This window comes from Pseudoalteromonas sp. 2CM39R, from assembly GCF_023161845.1.
On the sequence record NZ_JALNTM010000016.1, the window covers coordinates 1 to 20,660 of the forward strand.

Sequence of the window (20,660 nt, forward strand, 5' to 3'; positions counted from 1 at the left end):
TGGGTCGTTAGCTCAGTTGGGAGAGCATCGCCCTTACAAGGCGAGGGTCACTGGTTCAAGTCCAGTACGACCCACCACATATAAACACTTCATTAAATACTTTCTTTAAAGCTTCATTATTTTATCTCTAGTTTTAAAAAGCATCGCCACCCTTTACAAAACACAGGCTCGATGATTCAAATCCAGTACGACCCACCACATATAGCATTTCATCTAATACTTCCTTGTTTTGTTTCTAAATTAAAAAAGCATCGCCACTCTTTACAAAACACAGGCTCGATGGTTCAAGTCCAGTACGACCCACCATTACTTTTTGAAGCAAAGAGCATCGCAACTCTTTACAACGAAAAGGCTCGGTGGTTAAGTTCAGTAAGACCAACCATTTAATCTTAAAAAATTTATATGTGGGTCGTTAGCTCAGTTGGGAGAGCATCGCCCTTACAAGGCGAGGGTCACTGGTTCAAGTCCAGTACGACCCACCACATATAAACACTTCATTAAATACTTTCTTTAAAGCTTCATTATTTTATCTCTAGTTTTAAAATGCATCGCCATTCTTTACAAAACACAGGCTCGATGGTTCAAGTCCAGTACGACCCACCACATATAACAATCACTTCTAAAATCTAACTTCTAATATCTAACTTCTAATATCTAACTTCTAATATCTATCACTCACTACTCCCTTTATTGATATAACCCAAAGCGAAACTTTAAATCATTGCAAAAGCTGTAATTTGCCTTGTCAGCGGCTAGACTGTTTATTATAGTCATCGTTAATGTCACTTAGTCGCAAGTCCAATGCCTGCAAAGATTTTTTCGAAAGCCAAAATTTTAATAGTTGAAGAGCAGCCACTTGCTCAAAGCTATATGAAACAGTCCTTAGAGGGATTGGGGTTTCGTCAGTTGCGTTTTGCAGAGCATGCAATTGCAGCAAAAGAACAATGTCAAATTGAGCAATTTGATCTCATCGTTTGTTCATTTAACCTTAGTAAACATCAAGATGGTTATCAGCTTTATGAAGAGCTGAAAACTAAACGTCTTATAAAAAACTCTACCGGCTTTATTTTTATTTCAGCTGAAACAAGCGGCTCGTTAGTTCACAGTGTACTCGAGCTACAACCAGATGATTTCTTAGTTAAACCCTTTACAATTAACGAATTAAAAAATCGTATTGAAAAGGTGTTATTGCGCAAAAGTAACCTACATCAAATTTATCAACTTATTGATGATGGGAATGACTCCAAAGCAATTAAACAAATTGATACCTTGCTGCAAAACAAAGGTAATAGTTACAGCGCCATTCTATTGAGATTAAAAGGCGACACCCTACTTCGCCTTAAGCGCTTTGAAGATGCCAAAACATTTTTTAAATCAGTGCTCGATATTCAAAAATTTACTTGGGCAAAAGTTGGTTTAGTCGAAGCGCTTATTGCTAATAATGAACATACCCTAGCACACCGCATGCTTAAGACGATGTTGCAGCGTAGTGAAACGAGACTAGTTGCTCTTGATTTACTGGGTCGATTAGAAATAAAACTCAATAAGTTTGATGAAGCTCAGGATTTTTTTAGTAAAGCTGTTGAGATTGCCCCACGTAACATTGACCGTCAAAAAGCCTTGAGTCATGTATCATTACTTAATCATGATTATGAAAAGAACTATTTAACTCAAAAAGATATTGCCAGTTACGCAAAGCACTCAATTCACGATAACCCTGATATATATTTAAATGCGGCGCGCGCAGGGATTGATTTTGCTTTAACAACGGATCAAACCGATCAAGTTAATCGTATTTCAAGGCAGACAAACCAGTACTTAAGTGATTTAAAAAAGCAGTTTCCGAATAGTAATAATCAAACACAAATTGATGTTCTCAATGCGCGTTTGCATTATTTAAAGGATGAACATCAAAAGGCTAAAGCACTTATCAATCAACTTGATGAAAGCGACACTCAAATTCGTTCAGTAGATGGTGCGCTAGATAAAGCGAAAGCATTTCATGAGCTTGGTTTTCACAACAAAGCGCAGATGCTGTTTAACCAAATAATAACTCACTGTGAACGCCACCCATCAGTTAGCGATCCGGTGTATTTACGTTATATTCAACAACAACAAACTGAACGACGAGATATCAAGCTCGGTCCTAAAGAGCTCAATAATCACGCTGTAACACAGTTTAATAAAGGTCAGCTCAATACGGCGCTTGAAGCCTTCACCCAAGCATTTAGGATCATGCCAAAAAATGCCAGCATCGCTTTAAACTTATTACAATGTTTATTCGATACAAATAACCAAGGCCAATCATTTAATTTAGCGCTGGCGAAAAAATGTTTTGCCTTGCTAGATGCACAAACATTAGAAGATGAACAAGCAATCCGCTTTGAAAAAATTAAAGCCCTGGCTGCAAAGTTAAAAATTAAGCTTGCTGAGTGATCGCGTATGGCATCTTCTTTGTTTAAATTTAAAAAGCCCCTCCTAAGCGTTGCGCTTTTATTCTTTTGCCAATACAGCTTTGCCTCAGCAACATTACAACATTGGCAACAAGCCAGTATCAATTGGCAAAGTAAAGCAGGTAGCCATATCAACATTTTGGCTGATGAGCAGCCTGCATTTATGGCGTTAAAACCCTACATTCCTTTATTTGAGCAGCTAACAGGGATTTCTGTTGGCTTTCATGCTTTAGAACAATCACAAATGCGTGTTCGTCGCCATCAAGATTTAAGCGAGGCTTCAGGGCTTTACGATGTACTGCCGATGGGGATTACCTTTTTAGGTGAAGCGCAAAGCCAAGGCTGGATTGAGCCCTTGCAGCCTTACATTGATAACCAAAAACTGACAGACAAAACTTGGTATCAGTTAGAAGACATTAGTGAACGTAGCCTAGCGCTTTGTAAAATTGATAACACACTATATTCGTTACCATTTGATTTTTCTGCGCCGATTTATTTTTATCGCAAAGATCTTTTCGAACGTTTTAACTTAGCTGTTCCCGATACCTACGAGCAACTACAAGCAACCAAAGTTAAGTTACAACGGGAAATCGACCGCACACCTTCTTTAAATGGAATGCATGCATTTGCCTCACGTACGTTGCCCGGTGCAGGATTAAACACTTGGACTGTATTACCTGTTATGCGTGCTTATGGCGCTGAAGTTATCGACGCGCAGGGCCGGTCAGTTTTTAATAGCCCTGAAACGGCACAAAGCCTTCAAGTGTATCGCGGCCTAGTAACAGGGTTCGGCAATCCAGATAACAGCCGCTTACTGCATTTTTATGAAATTCGTCGCCTGTTTAAAGAAGGCCGCCTTGCCTCGGCCTTTTTGGCTTCTCATTTTTATAATGAAATAGATACCGCCGAAGAGTCAGATATTTGGAATAAATGGGAAGCTGCCCCCTTACCTGCAGGTCCAATCGCCAGAGAAACATCTCCTTGGGCATGGGCATTTGCAATTAATAGCAAATCAACTAACAAAGATGCTGCATGGTTATTTATTCAATGGGCAACCAGTGAGCAGACCGCCGCACTACTTAGTACAGGTGGCTCACCGCCTAGACAAAAAGTGTGGCACGAGAAGCTGTTTACTCTAGTAAACAAACCTGGCTTTAACAAAGCCATGTTATGGGTGTTTGAGCATGCAACGCCTGATCGCCTTCAGGCTGGCATGGTCGAGTTTCCTGTTATTGGCGAAATTATTTCGCAAACCTTTAGCCAAATTTTCTATGGTGCAGATATAAAACAATCAATCAAAAGCACAGACGCAAAAATTAACGCTAATATGCAAGCATTAAAAGTACGGAGCAATATTGAGCAATGAGAATTAGTATTGCCCACAAAATTTTAATGATCATTGGCTTTACCATTACCCTTATTTTAGGGGCAAGTACGTCGTTGCATGTAATGGAGCTTAAAGAGCAAACACTTTTGAACATGAGTGAAAAAGCCGATGCGATTGTCTCGCCCATGTTGTCAGAAATAAACAGCCTCACACAAGACAATACCGTGGGAAGTTGGGTGCTTAAAATTCAGGGCATTACATTAAAGAACATTTTAAAAAATAATACCTTTGATGATTTAAAGACGATTTACTTTATCGACCAAAATAACTTTATCGCCGCCCACCCGGATAACAGTAAAGTCGATACCCTAGAAACTAACCAAGAACTGCTAAAACAGCTCAATCCTAAGCATAATGTCATTGTAGCCATGGAGCAGCAATATGTTGTTGCTGTGCCAATTAGCAACTTTCAGGGGGAAAACATCGGTTACGTTATGGTGAGTTTTTCAGATAAAGACTTAGCGTTAAAGACTAAATCGATTATTAGTAATGCGGTTTCGCTGTTTGCTATTTACCTGTTAACCGCACTTATCATCGCCTATATCATTATTCGCAGAATTATTTTGCAGCCAATTGATCAGCTCGTGGAGTTTTCTCATGCTGTGACCACAGGTGATTTAAACTGCCCTATAAATATAAAAAGCCAAGATGAAATAGGTACTCTCGCCAGTGGCTTTAAAATGATGCGCGCTGCGGTTAGACAGCAGATCAACAGCATGCATGAACAACATAGTTTGCTTGAAGACACAGTTGCAAAGCGCACTCAAGAGTACCTTGATGCTAAAGAACAAGCTGAGCAATCAAATCAGGCCAAAAGTCGCTTTTTAGCTAATATGTCGCATGAGTTAAGAACTCCGCTCAATGCAGTGCTAGGTTTTAGCCAATTACTACAAGATAGCGAAACAGATAAAAATAAGCGTCGTTACTTAGAAGCAATATCAATCTCTGGTAATTCACTGCTTAATGTATTAAATGACATTCTCGATTTATCAAAAATCGATGCTGGTAAAATGCAACTCGATATTGAGCGTGTAGAAATCCCTAAAATGTGCCATGAGCTTAATATGATGTTTTTACAACTCAGTGCACAAAAGGATCTCGACTTACAAATAAGCTCTCATCCTGAGTTAACAACCCCAGTGTTACTTGATAGCAATAAAGTGCGCCAAGTACTAACCAACTTAATCAGTAATGCCATTAAGTTCACTGCACAAGGCAGCGTTAAAGTGTATTTTGATTTTAAAGCCCACGATGACAACAGCAATATTGATATCAAAATTCATGTCACAGACACAGGTAAAGGTATTCCTAAAGATCAACAAGATCTTATTTTTAATGATTTTGAACAAGTACAAGGCCAACGTAGTTCGGAGTTTGGTGGAACGGGATTAGGTCTTGCGATTTCACTGCGTTTTATCAAGCTAATGGGTGGTGAGTTATCGGTGATCAGCGATAAAGATAAAGGCAGTGAGTTTATTGTGTCTTTACCAAATGTTGAATTAGCTGAATCTAAAAATGAAGTGAAACATCGTAACTACCCCGCTATTTCGAGCTACCACTTTAATCCTGCTCGAATTTTGATTGTTGATGATATTCCCTACAACCGTGACTATTTAGAGTCCTTCTTATCGCGCTGGAGCTTTACCGTAGACACGGCTATCAATGGTGAAGATGCCCTTAAAAAAATTGAGCAGCATCAGCCTGATTTAATTATTATGGATTTAAAAATGCCGGTGATGGGCGGATTAGAAGCAAGTCAGTTAATTCGCAGTGATGATCGCTTCAAGCATATTCCAATCATTGCGGTTACAGCATCGGTATTAAAAGATGATAAGGCGCAATCCAGTATTTTGACAGACTACATAATCAGTAAGCCAATTCACCGTGAGCACCTTATTTTCATCATTGCTCAATACTTAGATTAGGTAGAGATTAGACACGCATTAGTCGCGTTTTTTCATCGCTATAGCATTCATGCAATAGCGTAAGCCACTTGGCGGTGGACCATCAGGAAATACATGTCCTAAATGTGCATCGCAAACATTACATACGGCTTCAATGCGCTGCATACCATGGCTAGAGTCCGCGATATAGGCAATGCTTTCAACACTGCTAGGCTGAGTAAATGACGGCCAGCCTGTGCCACTATCGAACTTTTCATCGCCATCAAAAAGTAAGTTGTCACAACATACACACGCATATTGACCTGGTTCAAATATCGTACATGAATCAGAGCTGTGCGGACGTTCGGTGCCTTTTAAACGGGTTACATAGAATGCATCTTGTTCGAGCTCAGCTTGCCATTCAGATGGCGATTTTTCGACTCGACGTGAAGGTGTTGGGTTACCGTTATGGGCAAACTCTAAAATATCTTGCCAAGTTAACATAATGCTCCCTCAGGGTTGAATACAACAGTTGCACAGTACATCACAAGCACTACGAAGGGCAAGCAACGTGCGTCTAGTAATTACTGTGTTTGTAACCTGATATCTATTTGTGCACGTTCACGCTCAGAAAGTAGCTGTGCTAAATGACTATTTATTTGGCTGCTGTTAACACTTAATACGGCTGTTATCAGCTGGTCATTGACATCAGTTACATGGATTACCCCTTCGCCGATTTCAATCTGCTTAATTTGGCCAATTAATACAAACTCAGCTTTGCGTTTAAAATCGAATAAACCAGCCAGACTTATCAGCGCTAGCTGATTTACATCACGCTTTAGTAAATCAGTAATGGGATTACGCGCTACAAATAACGGAGTTACCCGATAAAGGCTTGATAAAGTAATAAAGCCCCATAACATCACAAACAACGAAAATGCAGCACTGTGCCAAAGTGGCGTAAATACCCACAAAGCAATTAATACCAGCGCGATAGTGAGTGAAATTTTTGCTAAAAGCTTATTAATTGCCAACATATTGCAGCCCTATTTCTTTTCGATTGGATCTGGCCAATCATTAAAAAAGACCGACAGATATCTGCTTTTTAATAAATATAACAGTACCCATAACACTAGCACCATTTGACAGGCTAAGAAAAACGAAAACTGATAGTGACTGTGCGCAGCCTGATAGATTAACCAACTTAAATCTGTGATTGCACACAAAATTAATGGCCAGCGCATAAAACGCCATATAGACGCGAGACGTTTCGCACTTTCAGCGTTTTCTTGAGGTCGGCGTAAACAAAAGATCACCGCCGGTAATAAGGCGATTGCAGCTATGGCAATGGCTGTAAAGAAATCGCTTTTCGATTTAAAAAACAGCGACATGATATCTAAATCAGGGCGACGACTCAGCGCCGCCATAATCCATATAAAGTAACTGCGTAACAACACTAACAAAGTTAAATGAAACGCTACTGGGGTTCGATAAGCGCCGTGTTTATCCCAGTATTCTGGACCGTAGCGATTCATATTTGGTTCTTCTTATCGGCAATGATGCCAAGTACAAAAAACGCAGCTGTAAGTGTAAGCGCCAGCCATTTAACACCGAGTAGCAGTAGCAACTTACTTAAAAATGGAGTTACAAACACCACAAGTAAGCCCATGCCAAACCCTGTGACCAACACAAAGCAAAGCACGCGAATAATAAAGTGACGACGCACGACAAAGCGCTTGGTCACTTTAATAATATCGTTTGCATACAAGGATATAAAACACACCACCAGCAATAATGAAATATTGTAAAGGTGTGGTTGCAGCCAGCTGCCAATTGTTAAAGCAACTGACGACAATGCCTGCAATAGACTATCCATTGTGCTCACTTAAAAGTGCAATGAGGTCAGCCTCAGTTAACACATCAATGCCTAAGTCTTGTGCTTTGGTTAATTTTGAGCCTGCTTTTTCACCTGCAATCAGCGCATCTGTTTTCGCCGATACACTACCCGACACTTTTGCACCTAACGCTTGTAAACGTGCTTTTGCATCATTACGATTAAGCTCACTCAATGTGCCGGTCAGCACGTAAGTTAAGCCCGCTAATGGCTGCGCATCGGCGCTCGGCGCTGTTAATTCTGGCCAGTGGATACCTTGCTCAACTAACGCATTTACAACTGCCATATTGTGCTCTTCGCTAAAGAAGCCACGTACATGCTTGGCAACGATCTCACCTACGTCACTTACTTCAGTTAACGCATCAACGCTTGCTTGAGTGATTTTTTCAAGGGTTAAAAAATGGTTTGCTAAGTTTTGCGCGGTTGCTTCACCCACTTCACGAATACCTAACGAATATAGGAATTTAGCTAAGGTTGTTTGTTTAGCATCTTGTAGTGCATTAACTAAGTTCTTAGCAGATTTAGGGCCCATTCGCTCTAAGGATTCAAAATGCCCTTGTTTAAGGATAAATAAATCAGCAGGCGTTTTGATAAGCTCACGATCAACAAGTTGATCAACAATTTTGTCACCCAAGCCATCTACATCAAGGGCTTTACGTGACGCAAAATGTTTAATTGCTTGCTTACGCTGCGCTTGGCACACTAAACCACCAGTACAACGGGCAACCGCTTCACCTTCAATGCGCTCCACATGTGAGTCACAAATTGGGCAAGTCGCAGGAAATTCAATGTCTTTAGCATCATCTGGACGACGTTCAAGGACAACTTGGGTAATTTGCGGAATAACATCACCTGCACGGCGAATAATCACGGTATCGCCAATTTTAACGCCTAAACGGGCAATTTCATCGCCATTATGAAGCGTTGCGTTAGATACCGTTACGCCACCTACAAATACCGGCTCTAATCGTGCTACAGGGGTTATTGCACCTGTGCGCCCTACCTGGAATTCAACATCAAGTAATTGGGTGATTTCTTCTTGTGCTGGGAATTTAAAAGCAATTGCCCAGCGCGGTGCACGTGCCACAAAGCCTAAACGCTCTTGTAGTTTTTTGTCGTTTACTTTAATAACCACACCGTCAATTTCGTAGGCAAGGCTACTTCGACGCGTCAAGATATCTTGATAATAATCAAGTGCAGCTTGCTGACCTTCAACGAGCTTTGTTTCTGGGCAAAGTGGTAAACCCCAATCGGTAAGTTTAGCAAGCTGTTGGTAATGGTCTTCTGGTAACTGTCCATCGGCAACAAGTCCAGTGCTGTAGGCATAAAACATCAGTGGACGTTTTGCTGTTACTTTAGAGTCAAGCTGACGTAAGCTACCGGCAGCGGCATTACGCGGGTTAACGAAAACTTTGTCGCCACGCTTTTCGGCTTCACTGTTTAGTTTGGCAAAACCGGCACTATCCATAAATACTTCACCGCGCACTTCAAGCTCTGCCGGGAAGTCATCGCCACGTAACTTAAGCGGCACATTACGAATTGTTTTCACGTTTTGGGTGATGTTTTCACCTACCATACCATCGCCACGGGTGGCTGCTTGAACTAAAACACCATCACGATAAATAATCGATACCGCTAAACCATCAAGCTTTGGTTCACAACAAAAAGTCAGCTCCTTGTTATCCATTACTCGTTCTTTGATACGGCGGTTAAAGGCGGCAAACTCCTCTTCTGAAAAGGCATTATCAAGTGACAGCATCGGCACTTGGTGAGTAACTTGCTCAAACTTATCAAGTGCAGCGCCACCAACTTTTTGACTTGGTGAGTCAGGGCTCTGAAACTCAGGGTTAGCTTGCTCAAGGGCGCTTAATTCGCGCATTAAACGGTCATATTCAGCATCAGGAATGCTTGGTGCATCCAGCACATAGTAATTATGGTTATGCTCTTCTAACTGGGCACGAAGTTGGCTAATTTGCTCAAAGATAGGGCTGGACATGAAAACCTCAAAAATCTACATAAAAAAGCCACTTAGACGACTTAACGCCAAGTGGCCTAACACTTATCATTTATACGAACGTTTAAGCTGAAAAGCTTCGAACTTTCTCAACATACTCACGAACGCTTTCAACCGTCATTTCTTCACGGTTGCTATCTAAAATCGTTGCACCAAATTCATCGGCTAGCTTTTTAGCTGCACTGTGCAACATATTGAATGCACTTAGACCATCGCCATCACATGGTAAGGTCATAAATAAGCTAACACCTGCCGTGCTAAACTGTTCCATATTATCAATATCGAACGTACCTGGGTTGTACATATTCACTAAGCGGAATAACACCGGGCCTGTGCCTGCTGGGTCTAAGTGACGGTTAAAGAAACCTTCTTCAGAGTACTTAAAGCCTAACATATTAACGGCTGGCAATAATTGACTGCCATCCATTGTTAAACCCTCTGGCATTTGTAAATGCACAATAATGAAATCGGTAGGAACTTGTGCATCTGCTGGCTCTTCTTCAACTTCTTGTTGCTGAGTTTCTGCTTCTGGCTCTTCAACAACCTGTTCTGAAACAGCCGGCTCGTCGTGACTTTCTGCTGAAAAGCTTAAATCACCAAACTCTGGCTCATCACGCTCTTGCGGTTTTGCAGTTGCAGGCTCTTGAACCTCATTGGTTGTTTCGTTCGGTTCAACCCGCTCTACTGAAGGCGTATCTGGGCTGTCCTTTTTACGCACCGACCATAAGCCGTGAATTAATAAACCACCAATGACAAATACACTGATTACGATTAAAGCCCATCTTAATTCTTCGGCCATCCCCTCACCTTTATTATTTGATATGCCTAAATTTTATGCATGTGCCATTTGCACAGCTTGTTCTATATCTACAGCGACCATACGTGATACACCTGGTTCCGCCATAGTTACACCGGTCAATCTGCCTGCCATTTCCATAGCAATCTTGTTATGACTGATATAAATAAATTGTACTGATTGTGACATCTCTTCTACCAAACGGCAAAAACGACCCACGTTCGCATCATCCAATGGCGCATCCACTTCATCTAGCATACAGAATGGAGCTGGATTGAGCCTGAATATTGAAAACACCAATGATAATGCGGTCAGCGCTTTTTCTCCACCACTAAGCAGGTGAATTGTCGAATTTTTCTTGCCTGGTGGCCTTGCCATGATGCTCACCCCACTTTCAAGTAGATCATCACTGGTCAATTCAAGGTAAGCACTACCGCCACCAAACACTTTTGGGAATAACTCCCCAAAGTCTGTGTTTACTTGTTCAAAGGTTGCCTTGAAACGATTTTTTGTTTCTCGGTCGATTTTTTGAATCGCCCCTTCAAGGGTATTTAATGCTTGTGTTAAGTCATCAAGCTGCTGATTTAAATAATCGCTGCGCTGTTTAGCCTGCTCAAACTCATCTATTGCCGCTAAGTTCACCGCGCCAAGTTCATTTAAAGCTTGCGTTGTTCTTGCAAGCCTCGTTTGCAAGCTATTTAAATTGGCATTTTCAGGCAGTTCTTCAAGTACTGTTTTTAAATTTTGTTCCAATTCTTCAAGTGGCTCTAACGCAGCTTGCGCCTTAACGATTAAACTTTGCTCATCCAGCGCTAATGCTTGCAACTGCTCTTGTAACGTCACCAACTCAGATTGCGATGATTTCAACGCTGTTTGCTTATCAGCAAGCTCCTTTTTAGCTTGACTCAAGGCCGCTTGCAAGTTTTTCAGCTCAACGTCACTTTGTTGATGCTTTTCAAGCAATAGCATAATTTGCTCTGCTACTTCTTCAAGCGGGATCACTAATTCTTCTAGTTGCTCGTTGAGCTCTAATACAGCTTCACTGGCAGCACTTTGGGCGGCATTAGCATGCTGTAGTTTGGTTTCGCTAAGTTGACATTCACTGCGTGCTTTTTGTTCGGCCAAATTTGCTTGATGTGCTTGCGTTTTATATTGCTCAAGCATAGAAGCCACTTGGCGGTAGCGGTTATTTGCCTCAGCTTGTAGGTGTTTTGCTTGCTCTAACTCAGTTTCAAGTTCTAATTGCTGCTCTAACAGTTGTTCTAGTAAACACTGCTGAGTTTGTTGCTGTTCATCAGCATTTTGCTTTTGCTCAGCCAGTAAGGTTTGACGCTGTTGCAACTTAATAAGCTGGTTTTGCCACTGGGTTTGCTGCTCTAATAGCATATCGCGTCGAGTGCTGGCCGATGCAATCTGCTGAGCTGCTTGGTGAATTCGCTCTCTGTATTGCTCTTTATCGGCGATGAGCGTTTTCTTGTGAGCTAGATGCTCATTTAGCAATTGCTGCTTAGTTTCTAATTGCTCGTTGAGTTCTTCAGCTAACTGCTGGGCATCACTTAGCTGAGCATGCTTTAAAAGCAAAGAATTGTCGGCGTCTTTATTAGCATCGGTATGAAAGTTACGACCATGCATACAGCCCTCTTCATCAATCACTGCCAGCCAATATTGATCCGCCAAAATAGCGTCATCAAAACAAGGTTGAAATGCAAACCGTGCTAATAAGTCAGGGTAAGCACCTGATTCGATATAATTAGCTAATGACTCTTTTGGTAACTCATCATCAGATGCAGGCCAAACACTGTTAGGCTCTTTATGTTGACTGACCTTTAAATGCTCAAGGCCAAGTAGGGCTTGTTCAATTAGCGGTTCAAAGCCAGAAGCCACCTTTAACTGCGCTAATAAAGAGACACTTTCGTTGCCGGTTTGTTCTGATAACAAAGAGTTAAGCGCCGCTATGCTGGCTCTATTTTCATTGCTGTGCTGCTGAACCCGCTTTAAGTCCTGCTCTAAGTGCTGTTGCTCTTTATCCGCTTGTTCTAGATTTTGAGTGAGCTTATTCAGCGCACTTTGTTGCTGTGCAAGCTCTTTCGTCAGTGATTGAATTTGCTGTTGTTGCTCAGCAATTTGCGCTGCAACTGGAGTCGCTTCAAGTTCACTAATTTCAGCGGCAAGTTGTGCCTGCTGAGACTCAAGTTGCGCAACAGTCTGGGCAAAGTTAGCCTGTTGACTCTTTGCAACATTAATATCACTGCTATGAGCTTGGCTTTTCTGTAAGGTGCTTTGATATTGCTCATTGGCACTTTGCGTTTGTTGCTGTTGCTGAGCGACTTGTTCTTCAACCTCTGCAACTTGTTCGGCGCACAGTAAACTTTGCTCAATCGCGTCTTGTAGCTGCTCTTGTAAAATGGCGGCTGAGGCGTGTTGCTCTTCTTGCAGCTCATTGTTTTGTAACTGCAGTTGTTGCTGTTTAATAAGGTTTTGGGTAAGTGTTTGCTGTTGCTGCTTTAAGCTGATCTGTTGCTGCTCTTTACGCGTCAAATCAGTGTGTGTTTGATGCTGAGCCTGCTGTGCGTCTTGCAGTTTTTGCTGCTCAAGCTGCACCTGATTTTCAAGGCTTGCTAAAACATCATCGTGGCCAGAATGCGCTTCTTTAAAGAACTGGATTTGCTCTTTAAGTTTATTAATTTGCTCAGCTTTATCAATTTGTTGTTGGTGTAACTTCTGCCACTTCAAAACCGCAATTTGCCCTTTTAAGGTGCGCTCAGTGGCTTTTAGCTCTCGGTATTTTTTTGCATCGACTGATTGCACTGCAAGTTTATCGAGCTGTGTTTGCAACTCCTGCCTTACATCAAGCAGTCGCTCAAGGTTTTCGCGGGTGCTTTTAATGCGGGTTTGGGTTTCACGACGACGCTCTTTGTATTTTGAAACCCCCGCTGCTTCTTCTAAAAAAACACGTAAATCAGCCGGTTTGCTCTCAATTAAACGCGAGATCATGCCCTGCTCAATTATCGCATAGCTGCGCGGGCCAAGACCTGTGCCTAAAAAGATGTCGGTAATATCACGCTTACGGCACTTGCTGCCATTTAGAAAATAAATTGACTGGCCATCTCGAGTCACTAAGCGTTTGATCGCCACTTGGTTTCGATCAGCAAAGGTATTCGGTAAATGGCCACTGGTGTTATCAAACACCAACTCAACAGAGGCTTGTGAAATAGGTTTTCGATTAGTTGAGCCGTTAAAAATAACATCGGTCATGGCATCGCCACGTAAGTTTTTAGCTGAGCTTTCACCTAGCACCCAACGCACTGCATCGATGACATTTGATTTGCCACAGCCGTTTGGGCCGACAACACACGTCATCTGATCAGGAAATGGGATCTTAGTGGGTTCAACAAACGATTTGAAACCCGCTAATTTTATGGTGCTTAAGCGCATCTAATTGTTTTACCGATTTTTATTGTTATTCTTCAATTTAACCCATTTTAGGGTAAAAGGTTAAGCGTGGCGCTTAAAATTATCTAAAATAATACCCGTTGCCATCGCTACATTGAGCGATTCTGCTTGGCCATAAGCCGGAATAGTGATTTTATCAGTAACTAAGCTTTCGCAATCAGTACGTATACCATGAGATTCACTGCCCATTAGTAATACGGCATCTTGTTTAAGAGCAGTTTTGTGGATGTTCTCACCTTCTAAAAATGCACCATACACTGGGAGGTTTAGGCTTGGTAAGTAACTGGTTAAATCAGTTTGTGAGACACACACGCGAGCAAATGAACCCATTGTGGCGCTAATAGTTTTCGGGTTATAAGCATCCGCACTGTCTTTGCTGGTAACAATATGCTTAATACCATACCAATCAGCAACACGAATAATCGTTCCTAAATTCCCCGGATCCGACACGCCATCAAGGGCTAAAATGAGTCCCGATGTTGGTAATGCTTGCTCACTTGGCATATCAACAACAGCAATTGCGGCGTTGTTACTAACAAGCGTACTAGCTTTGGTAAGGCTGTCTTCATCTGCTTCAATGACTTGATGGGCTGCAAGTGCTGATTGGTGCGCAGCAATAAATGCAGGAGTCGCAAATATATGAGCAATACTTAAACCACTGTTTAGTAATTCAAGTACATTTTTTTCGCCTTGAACAAGGTACTGGTTATATTGCTTACGGTATTTCTTTTGACCTAATGCACGAATTAGTTTCAGTTGGTTTTTTGAAATCATAACAGCCTCATTAAATGATGTTTTAGTATATCACCAAGGTCACAGATTCTGTACTCGAAAAACCAAGGGGAAAGTGCCAATTGCTTATTCAATCAGCACTTTTAAGAGACACTAGCTGATAAGAGGCATTAACTAATTTTCGTCAGCCACTCATTTAACCATGGCTCAGTTACAGGCCAAGGTTCAAAATCTTCACAGGCATCAATTTCTAAACGATGACCAACAGGTTTTGCCTGTAAATCGCGAAACAGCTCATCAAAACTGCGACCTGCACCACAAAACGTATCGCCATAGCTGCGGTCGCCCATAGCAATAATGCCGTATTGCTTACCTGTTAACAGTGGGAATTGATCATTTAATTGGCTATATAAAGCGATTAAATTGTCAGGAATATCGCCCTGACCCGTCGTTGAAGTGATCACTAAAATATGTGACGCAGCCAGCATGTCATCAACCGTGCCATTTTCAACTAATTGCGCTTGATGCTCAGACTTTTCAATGACTTCAATAACTTGTTCGCTTAAACGCTCAGCACCGCCGTAAACACTGCCGACAAAAATACTAATGGTTGCCATAATAATCCTTTTCTTCTGTTGGCCAGCCAAGTTGCTGGCAAATCGTTAACATTGCATCGCCTAAAGGCGCTCTAATTGTTATTGGTTGCTTGCTATAAGGGTGCACAAACTTTAATTCAGAGGCAAATAACATTAACCGACGAAGTTTAAAATGTTCTCTAAAAAATTGATTATGCTGATTATCACCATGATTTACATCACCAATAATTGGCAATGATAAATGTTTTAAATGACGGCGTATTTGATGTTTGCGGCCAGTTTTTGGAAAACACTCCACCAGCGAGTAACGAACTGTTGGGTATTTACCAATTGGAATAGGCAAGGTTGCTTGGTGCAAGCAATGAAATTGCGTTTGTGCTTCTTGCGGTGCTTTATTTTGATCAGCAAACTTGTCAGCGATTTTATCAAGCTCTTCTTTTAAAGGTTTATCTAAGAAGATTGATTCGTTTAAAAAGCCTCTAACTAATGCTAAATAACGCTTTTCAATTTGCCCATTAATAAATAACTGATTCATATCACGGGCTGCTTCTGAACTTAACGCAAACAGTAATACGCCTGAGGTTGGTCTATCTAAACGGTGAACAGGAAACACGTGTTGACCAATTTGGTCACGCAGCATTTGCATCGCAAATTGGGTTTCGTGTTTGTCTAAAAACGAACGGTGAACCAATAAACCGGATGGTTTATCAATCGCAATATAATTTTCATCGCGGTACAGAATCGTTAACTCATCAAATTGTGGCTTAACACTCTCTTGCATCTTAGTCATCACTCAAAAATTGATCGAGTTTTTGTAAAACGTTAATCACATCATTACCGCCGCTGTGTTGTGCCAGCATCATTTCAGCCATAGGCGCAATTGCAAAGTTACGGGGTAAAGGCTGGGCATGTGCAATCAGGGTATGCATTTTTTCAAGAAAAACAAATTGCAGCCATTGCTCAAAAGCCATGGTGTCATGACAAAACGGTACACTAGAATTGAGTGCACTTGGGTCAATCGGTGTTGTTTGCCAAAGTGAATGGCGTTGTAATGTGGATTCTAATTCGCGCAGCAGCGCCAAAGTCTGTTGATGCATTGTAAAACTCTTAATACCTTTGTGCTTAGTATACCCTGTTCCAAGGCGCCATGGTATGGCGTATAATTCGCGGCTGATATAGATTAAAAACGGTAATTGAGATTTTATGACTGAGCAGATCGCCACATTAGGGCAACTTCTGGATGCAGCAGGCACCACTTGGCGTGCCTTCGATATTGGCAGACACATCACTAAATTAGACAAAAAACAATTTCTTGCCATTGAAGAAACAAAAATCCCTTACCCATACCCGCTTGCAGGTCATGCTTGGCTTGCTATTCAATTTTGGGATGTAAAAGCGTCTAAAGAACCTTATGTATGGTTTTTAAAATTCCCACTAGATGAGCAAAGCCGTCTTGTAAGCGCAAGCCGCGATCACTTCGCAAATATGGTAATTGAAGCGCTTGGTACAGAAATTACCGGTGAAAATGCCGAAGGCAAATTAGACAACAACCCGTATGTATTTACGCCAAACGCCAACAAGCTAGCGGCATTTAATGCACAGGTTAAATGTTTGCTTAAACAAAGTGCTTCACAGTATTACGAATATGCCCAGCTGTATTTTTCAGGCAAACTCGGTTTTGATAATTGGCAAAGTGTTGCAATACAAGGTATTGCTGATTTTGCGATGCGTTTAGATAACGACAACAATTTAGCAAATCTACAAGCCGCTTGGGGGCAATTACCAGTCGAAGTATTACAGCCGCTAAGTGCAATGCTTGAACATGTTGCAATCGAACCCGTGTTTGCAGAGCAATTGTTAGCCTATGGTTTAAACGCCATAGAGCATAAAGACGACATCGCCCTTGTTGCAGCTCTTAGAAGCCTATCAAAAACACCAGCGCAAGGTTTAACTGCGCAACTTGTTGATGCTGTATTACGCTCTGATATGAACACCCAGTCAGATGTACTATTAACGATTGCGGGGCGCTGTTTTAGCACACTAGAAGACCCAGAACGCTTACACGTGTTTATGGATTGCTGTGCACACCACACTGAAATTGAACAACTGTTTGTGAGTATTTTCACCGATTTAGTTGCAATTCCTAGTATTCGCCCTCACCTACTAGGTTTATTAAGAAAAGAAAATCGTAGCGAAACACTCGCTCGAGCAATTGGAAGGTTATTTTCGTAAATGGCAGGCTTGTGGACACTCATCATCATTGGCAGCATCATCTACTTTTTTTGGTTAAACAGAAAAGTGGCCGAAGCAGCTAACCTTCATGCACAAAGACAAATTGAGCAGTTAAATGTGCAATTGATGAGTGTTGCTTGCAATAAGCGCCGACTTGGCATTTTAAAAAGCGGCAAACCTGGTATAAAAAGCGAATTTATTTTTGAGTTTTCAAGTGATGGGCAAAACGTGTATCAAGGCGTTTTGATCATGGAAAACGAACTACTTAAAAGCGTAGTAATACCGCCGCACAAGATTTAAGTTGCGAGTTGCGAGTTGCGAGTTGCGAGTTGCGAGTTGCGAGTTGCGAGTTTTACAAAATAATTGCCTGTTTGAGAAGTGCAACCTCCAGAAAGAACTAAGGCGTAGCTAATAGCCACGCCCCAATCTTGCTACTTCCATGATTAAGTATCCTTACTTATGCCGAAGCTGCCTTTTTATCTTTCCCCTGAACGGGTATACATCCGATACACCCACCATGCTACTTCATGTAACATTTAACACATCCTAGTGCCGTCCTCTTGCCGTCAATGGCTATCCACTTCGTTTTCCAAACGCTCCTTTAGCTTCCTGCTAAAATCATCCTTTGGTCAGTCCTTTTCAATCGCTCCGCGATTGTACTGCATCCTGGCAGCGTCCTCGTTCTTCCTTGCTTCCCTAGCTCTTGTCCCTTTGCTTCCTGCTAAGCATCTTGCTTTGTTGCCATAATCCTAATCCTTGGCATCAGTTCAATCATTGAACCTGCGTCTTCTTGACATGATTAAGTTTAGAGAAATGCGGATATCTTGGTAGGCATAAAAAGTAATTTTTTCTAAGTCACAAAAATGACAAAAACAATAAATCCTTTAAAATCATTACAATAAGCAATTATGGGTACAAATTTAAAGGCATTAAACTGATAAAACGCACAGCAATGTGAGATTTATCTCACATTGCTATTTCCAAAACGTCCTTTTGTCAATTTGCTGCTTTGAACATCAAGTCACCTTCAACTTGGTTAAAGCTTAATGCTTTGAACACTTCAAACCCTTCAGAGCTAAAGAATTCGCGCTGTTCAGAGCGAGTAACAAATACGGCTAAACCACTTGCTCGATTGCTTGACTCAACTAAATCATCAAGCCCTCGTAGCAGATATCTGCCTAAACCTTGCCCCTGAAAATGTGGGTCAACGGCTATAAAGGCTAAAAACAGATAATGGCCTTTACTCGAGAGCGCTTCACGAATAGTGCGCTCTTTTTCTATAAGCTGATTGGTTTGCAAGTAACCCGCACTAAGCATCAGTTTTAAGCGCCAATGCCAGTATCGTTCAGCTTGCAGTTCACTTGCCGAATCAAATACACAGGCAATGGCTTTTAATCTACTTTGTGAGTAAAGACCTATTAGAGGCTGCTTTTCTTGCCAGAAACTTGCTAGCTCTTCACGTACTAAAGCACGTAATTTAGTTTCATATTTACTTGGGTTATCTTGTTGAAAACCTAATACATTCTGAAGAACGGGATCATCATGATAGGCTTGATAAATAAGGCTTGCGGCAGTGCTAATATCTTCAGCACTAAGGTATTGCACACTTAAGGTTTCGGGTTCAGCAACTGTCAAAATACTCATCCTTTTATTTGTTTTATTATTTTCGTACTAGACTATAAGGTATATACCCAACAGCGATTAAAGACAAATTCAGCGTAAGTTAAACTGCGGTTCATCATCATTAAGTTCAAGCAGTAATAATTATCGCCATACACAAGGAGCAGAACTATGGATACGACAAAACATGATATTTCAACCCTATTTGCACAACTTGGTTTACCGAGCAAAGAAAGTGAAATAGATGCTTTTATAGCATCCCATCAACTGTCTGATACAACCCTATTGCAGGAAGCGCCTTTTTGGGATGAAGCTCAGCAACACTTTTTAGCAGAATCACTTGCAGAAGATGGTGCTTGGAGCGAGGTGATTGATGAATTAGACGCAAGGTTACGCCAGTAACGCCTGCGACCTAATTTACGAGCTTAAATAACATTCTTTTAGCTCGTTAATTAGGAAAGTAATTTCACTCCACATCTATTATTGCTACCATACGCGCGCACTGCAGCCCATATACTGCGGTGCTTTTTAGTCTTTATAAAAGAGTTTATACAAAAATGAATGCCGTTGTATTTGATGCAATTAAAACCCTTCTTGATGAAGGTAAAACCCCGACAGTTGCCTTAACTAAAAGTAAGCTAGCCCAACCAATGCCGATGCCTGTGATCATCGCAGCGGTTAGCCAATATAAAAACAATCCGGATTCAATTAATAATTTCATCAATAACCCGTCAAATGAACAACTGAGTACACCAAAAGAAAGTCAATTGGATCGTATTGAAGCTAAATTAGATAGGTTATTAGCACTGCTTGAGAAAAAATAATGTTTGTTGTCGATCTGACTTTTGATTGCTACCAAGATACTACCCTAGAGCTTGCTGAGCAGGCGATAAACCGCCTAGTGAATGCGCTTCGTTTTAACGGCCAAATTATTGGTGATGAATTTCCAACAGTTTTAAAAGATGGATTTTTCATTACTCGCGTAATGTGCCCTACCGAAGATGCGATGCATCCGCTCAACCATAGCCCGTTTGTAAAACATAGCATTGAGCAATTAAACACTGCAGGCTTACTGGCACCAAAAGTTAAAGTGGTCGGCCAAGACATTCACTCAAATGGCGCAGACATGTGTCATGATCCGTCGTGCTATATTTTGTATACCACGTATGTGCACACCTGTAGCCCGCTTTATTGTGGTGATGACTTTTTGCCTGTGCCGTTATTTCGCATTCCAGCAATTGCCAATGGCGATTACAAAACACTCATTAAATGGCAAGAAGACTGGCAAGCGTGCGATCAAATTCAGATCAATGGTGCAACCCGTTGTGAATTTCCTGCGCTTGAAGAGCTAACGAGCATCAAGAGTGACTTATACCGCCGTGGTCGTGATATCACTAAACGCATTAGTTTTCTAACCAAGAAGCCGGTTTATTACTATTTATACCGTGTAGGCGGCGTTGATAAAGAGTCAGAACTTAAACGTCGCTGCCCAAGCTGCGATGGCGAGTGGAAATTACCAGAGCCATGGTTTGGCTTATTTGATTTTCGTTGCGAGCCCTGTGGCATTGTTTCGAATATCTCGTGGGATTTTCAATAAATT

The 20,660-nt window shown here is 41.4% G+C and carries 19 protein-coding genes, 2 tRNA genes and 2 pseudogenes; 11 read left to right on the forward strand and 12 right to left on the reverse strand.

The features are described from left to right. Window position 1 precedes the first annotated feature (1 nt). The 5 genes from MTF66_RS27805 (at window position 2) to MTF66_RS27825 (ending at window position 5,765) form a co-directional block, all read left to right on the forward strand. Window positions 2–77: transfer RNA gene (locus MTF66_RS27805), tRNA-Val, on the forward strand. Window positions 78–406: 329 nt separating this feature from the next. Next, window positions 407–482 (forward strand) — tRNA-Val (locus MTF66_RS27810). Between the two features lie 319 nt (window positions 483–801). Then, on the forward strand, window positions 802–2,436 hold the full coding sequence (locus MTF66_RS27815) for a response regulator (RefSeq protein ID WP_248529295.1): 1,635 nt from the start codon (window positions 802–804) through the stop codon (window positions 2,434–2,436). Window positions 2,437–2,442: 6 nt separating this feature from the next. Further along, window positions 2,443–3,819, forward strand: coding sequence for an extracellular solute-binding protein (locus MTF66_RS27820; protein ID WP_248529296.1), 1,377 nt, complete (start codon window positions 2,443–2,445; stop codon window positions 3,817–3,819). Next, the gene (locus tag MTF66_RS27825) at window positions 3,816–5,765 is read left to right on the forward strand and encodes an ATP-binding protein (protein ID WP_248529297.1); all 1,950 of its coding nucleotides are present in this window, start codon (window positions 3,816–3,818) and stop codon (window positions 5,763–5,765) included. The genes MTF66_RS27820 and MTF66_RS27825 overlap by 4 nt, the downstream gene beginning before the upstream one ends. Before the next feature lie 18 nt (window positions 5,766–5,783). On the opposite strand, the pseudogene msrB reads toward MTF66_RS27825, so the two are convergent. Then, window positions 5,784–6,146, reverse strand: a pseudogene (gene msrB / locus MTF66_RS27830) (peptide-methionine (R)-S-oxide reductase MsrB); the annotation flags it as partial. A 13-nt stretch (window positions 6,147–6,159) separates the two neighbouring features. Here msrB and MTF66_RS38665 point away from each other — a divergent pair. Beyond that, window positions 6,160–6,246, forward strand: a pseudogene (locus MTF66_RS38665) (hypothetical protein); the annotation flags it as partial. Window positions 6,247–6,307: 61 nt separating this feature from the next. On the opposite strand, the gene MTF66_RS27835 reads toward MTF66_RS38665, so the two are convergent. The 10 genes from MTF66_RS27835 to MTF66_RS27880 form a co-directional block, all read right to left on the reverse strand. After that, window positions 6,308–6,760 carry a hypothetical protein gene (locus MTF66_RS27835; protein WP_248529298.1) on the reverse strand — a complete coding sequence of 151 codons (453 nt, stop codon included), beginning with the start codon at window positions 6,758–6,760 and terminating at the stop codon, window positions 6,308–6,310. Window positions 6,761–6,769: 9 nt separating this feature from the next. Continuing rightward, complete coding sequence (locus MTF66_RS27840; protein WP_248529299.1) at window positions 6,770–7,258, reverse strand: DUF2919 domain-containing protein; 489 nt, start codon at window positions 7,256–7,258, stop codon at window positions 6,770–6,772. Next, window positions 7,255–7,599 carry a DUF3392 family protein gene (locus tag MTF66_RS27845; RefSeq protein WP_248529300.1) on the reverse strand — a complete coding sequence of 115 codons (345 nt, stop codon included), beginning with the start codon at window positions 7,597–7,599 and terminating at the stop codon, window positions 7,255–7,257. The genes MTF66_RS27840 and MTF66_RS27845 overlap by 4 nt, the downstream gene beginning before the upstream one ends. Continuing rightward, window positions 7,592–9,613 (reverse strand): NAD-dependent DNA ligase LigA, encoded by a 2,022-nt coding sequence (ligA, locus tag MTF66_RS27850; RefSeq protein ID WP_062566962.1) that lies wholly within the window; start codon window positions 9,611–9,613, stop codon window positions 7,592–7,594. Before ligA ends, MTF66_RS27845 begins: the two co-directional genes overlap by 8 nt. Window positions 9,614–9,695: 82 nt before the next feature. Continuing rightward, on the reverse strand, window positions 9,696–10,430 hold the full coding sequence (zipA, locus tag MTF66_RS27855) for a cell division protein ZipA (protein WP_058586221.1): 735 nt from the start codon (window positions 10,428–10,430) through the stop codon (window positions 9,696–9,698). A gap of 33 nt (window positions 10,431–10,463) precedes the next feature. Beyond that, window positions 10,464–13,862, reverse strand: a complete 3,399-nt coding sequence (locus MTF66_RS27860; protein ID WP_248529301.1) for a chromosome segregation SMC family protein — start codon at window positions 13,860–13,862, stop codon at window positions 10,464–10,466. A 60-nt stretch (window positions 13,863–13,922) separates the two neighbouring features. Then, on the reverse strand, window positions 13,923–14,654 hold the full coding sequence (locus MTF66_RS27865; protein ID WP_058586223.1) for an RNA methyltransferase: 732 nt from the start codon (window positions 14,652–14,654) through the stop codon (window positions 13,923–13,925). Window positions 14,655–14,782: 128 nt separating this feature from the next. Then, the gene (locus MTF66_RS27870; RefSeq protein ID WP_105175164.1) at window positions 14,783–15,229 is read right to left on the reverse strand and encodes a flavodoxin; all 447 of its coding nucleotides are present in this window, start codon (window positions 15,227–15,229) and stop codon (window positions 14,783–14,785) included. Next, window positions 15,216–15,989 carry a tRNA pseudouridine(65) synthase TruC gene (gene truC / locus MTF66_RS27875; protein WP_248529302.1) on the reverse strand — a complete coding sequence of 258 codons (774 nt, stop codon included), beginning with the start codon at window positions 15,987–15,989 and terminating at the stop codon, window positions 15,216–15,218. The genes MTF66_RS27870 and truC overlap by 14 nt, the downstream gene beginning before the upstream one ends. Window position 15,990: 1 nt before the next feature. Further along, on the reverse strand, window positions 15,991–16,305 hold the full coding sequence (locus MTF66_RS27880) for a YqcC family protein (protein ID WP_248529303.1): 315 nt from the start codon (window positions 16,303–16,305) through the stop codon (window positions 15,991–15,993). A 106-nt stretch (window positions 16,306–16,411) separates the two neighbouring features. On the opposite strand from MTF66_RS27880, the gene MTF66_RS27885 reads away from it, so the two are divergent. Further along, complete coding sequence (locus MTF66_RS27885) at window positions 16,412–17,440, forward strand: DUF3549 family protein (RefSeq protein WP_248529304.1); 1,029 nt, start codon at window positions 16,412–16,414, stop codon at window positions 17,438–17,440. Then, window positions 17,441–17,740: a DUF3301 domain-containing protein gene (locus MTF66_RS27890; RefSeq protein WP_054553721.1), complete on the forward strand. Its 300-nt coding sequence runs from the start codon at window positions 17,441–17,443 to the stop codon at window positions 17,738–17,740. It begins immediately after the preceding gene. A 696-nt stretch (window positions 17,741–18,436) separates the two neighbouring features. Here the strand turns inward: MTF66_RS27890 and MTF66_RS27895 are convergent. Further along, the gene (locus tag MTF66_RS27895; RefSeq protein ID WP_248529305.1) at window positions 18,437–19,084 is read right to left on the reverse strand and encodes a GNAT family N-acetyltransferase; all 648 of its coding nucleotides are present in this window, start codon (window positions 19,082–19,084) and stop codon (window positions 18,437–18,439) included. A gap of 147 nt (window positions 19,085–19,231) precedes the next feature. Between MTF66_RS27895 and MTF66_RS27900 the strand changes: the two genes are divergently transcribed. The 3 genes from MTF66_RS27900 (at window position 19,232) to MTF66_RS27910 (ending at window position 20,657) form a co-directional block, all read left to right on the forward strand. Beyond that, window positions 19,232–19,462 (forward strand): DUF2789 domain-containing protein, encoded by a 231-nt coding sequence (locus MTF66_RS27900; RefSeq protein WP_036969581.1) that lies wholly within the window; start codon window positions 19,232–19,234, stop codon window positions 19,460–19,462. A 155-nt stretch (window positions 19,463–19,617) separates the two neighbouring features. Further along, window positions 19,618–19,884 (forward strand): hypothetical protein, encoded by a 267-nt coding sequence (locus MTF66_RS27905; RefSeq protein WP_055021916.1) that lies wholly within the window; start codon window positions 19,618–19,620, stop codon window positions 19,882–19,884. Continuing rightward, window positions 19,884–20,657 (forward strand): Zn-ribbon-containing protein, encoded by a 774-nt coding sequence (locus MTF66_RS27910; RefSeq protein ID WP_054553724.1) that lies wholly within the window; start codon window positions 19,884–19,886, stop codon window positions 20,655–20,657. Before MTF66_RS27905 ends, MTF66_RS27910 begins: the two co-directional genes overlap by 1 nt. Window positions 20,658–20,660 lie beyond the last annotated feature (3 nt).

Coding starts and splice junctions, on each gene's coding strand:
- MTF66_RS27815 (WP_248529295.1), top strand. CDS start 802: ATGCCTGCAAAGATTTTTTCGAAAGCCAAAATTTTAATAGTTGAAGAG.
- MTF66_RS27890 (WP_054553721.1), top strand. CDS start 17,441: ATGGCAGGCTTGTGGACACTCATCATCATTGGCAGCATCATCTACTTT.
- MTF66_RS27820 (WP_248529296.1), top strand. CDS start 2,443: ATGGCATCTTCTTTGTTTAAATTTAAAAAGCCCCTCCTAAGCGTTGCG.
- MTF66_RS27905 (WP_055021916.1), top strand. CDS start 19,618: ATGAATGCCGTTGTATTTGATGCAATTAAAACCCTTCTTGATGAAGGT.
- MTF66_RS27845 (WP_248529300.1), bottom strand. CDS start 7,599: ATGGATAGTCTATTGCAGGCATTGTCGTCAGTTGCTTTAACAATTGGC.
- MTF66_RS27900 (WP_036969581.1), top strand. CDS start 19,232: ATGGATACGACAAAACATGATATTTCAACCCTATTTGCACAACTTGGT.
- truC (WP_248529302.1), bottom strand. CDS start 15,989: ATGCAAGAGAGTGTTAAGCCACAATTTGATGAGTTAACGATTCTGTAC.
- MTF66_RS27895 (WP_248529305.1), bottom strand. CDS start 19,084: ATGAGTATTTTGACAGTTGCTGAACCCGAAACCTTAAGTGTGCAATAC.
- MTF66_RS27865 (WP_058586223.1), bottom strand. CDS start 14,654: ATGATTTCAAAAAACCAACTGAAACTAATTCGTGCATTAGGTCAAAAG.
- MTF66_RS27885 (WP_248529304.1), top strand. CDS start 16,412: ATGACTGAGCAGATCGCCACATTAGGGCAACTTCTGGATGCAGCAGGC.
- MTF66_RS27835 (WP_248529298.1), bottom strand. CDS start 6,760: ATGTTGGCAATTAATAAGCTTTTAGCAAAAATTTCACTCACTATCGCG.
- MTF66_RS27910 (WP_054553724.1), top strand. CDS start 19,884: ATGTTTGTTGTCGATCTGACTTTTGATTGCTACCAAGATACTACCCTA.
- zipA (WP_058586221.1), bottom strand. CDS start 10,430: ATGGCCGAAGAATTAAGATGGGCTTTAATCGTAATCAGTGTATTTGTC.
- MTF66_RS27870 (WP_105175164.1), bottom strand. CDS start 15,229: ATGGCAACCATTAGTATTTTTGTCGGCAGTGTTTACGGCGGTGCTGAG.
- MTF66_RS27825 (WP_248529297.1), top strand. CDS start 3,816: ATGAGAATTAGTATTGCCCACAAAATTTTAATGATCATTGGCTTTACC.
- ligA (WP_062566962.1), bottom strand. CDS start 9,613: ATGTCCAGCCCTATCTTTGAGCAAATTAGCCAACTTCGTGCCCAGTTA.
- MTF66_RS27880 (WP_248529303.1), bottom strand. CDS start 16,305: ATGCATCAACAGACTTTGGCGCTGCTGCGCGAATTAGAATCCACATTA.
- MTF66_RS27840 (WP_248529299.1), bottom strand. CDS start 7,258: ATGAATCGCTACGGTCCAGAATACTGGGATAAACACGGCGCTTATCGA.
- MTF66_RS27860 (WP_248529301.1), bottom strand. CDS start 13,862: ATGCGCTTAAGCACCATAAAATTAGCGGGTTTCAAATCGTTTGTTGAA.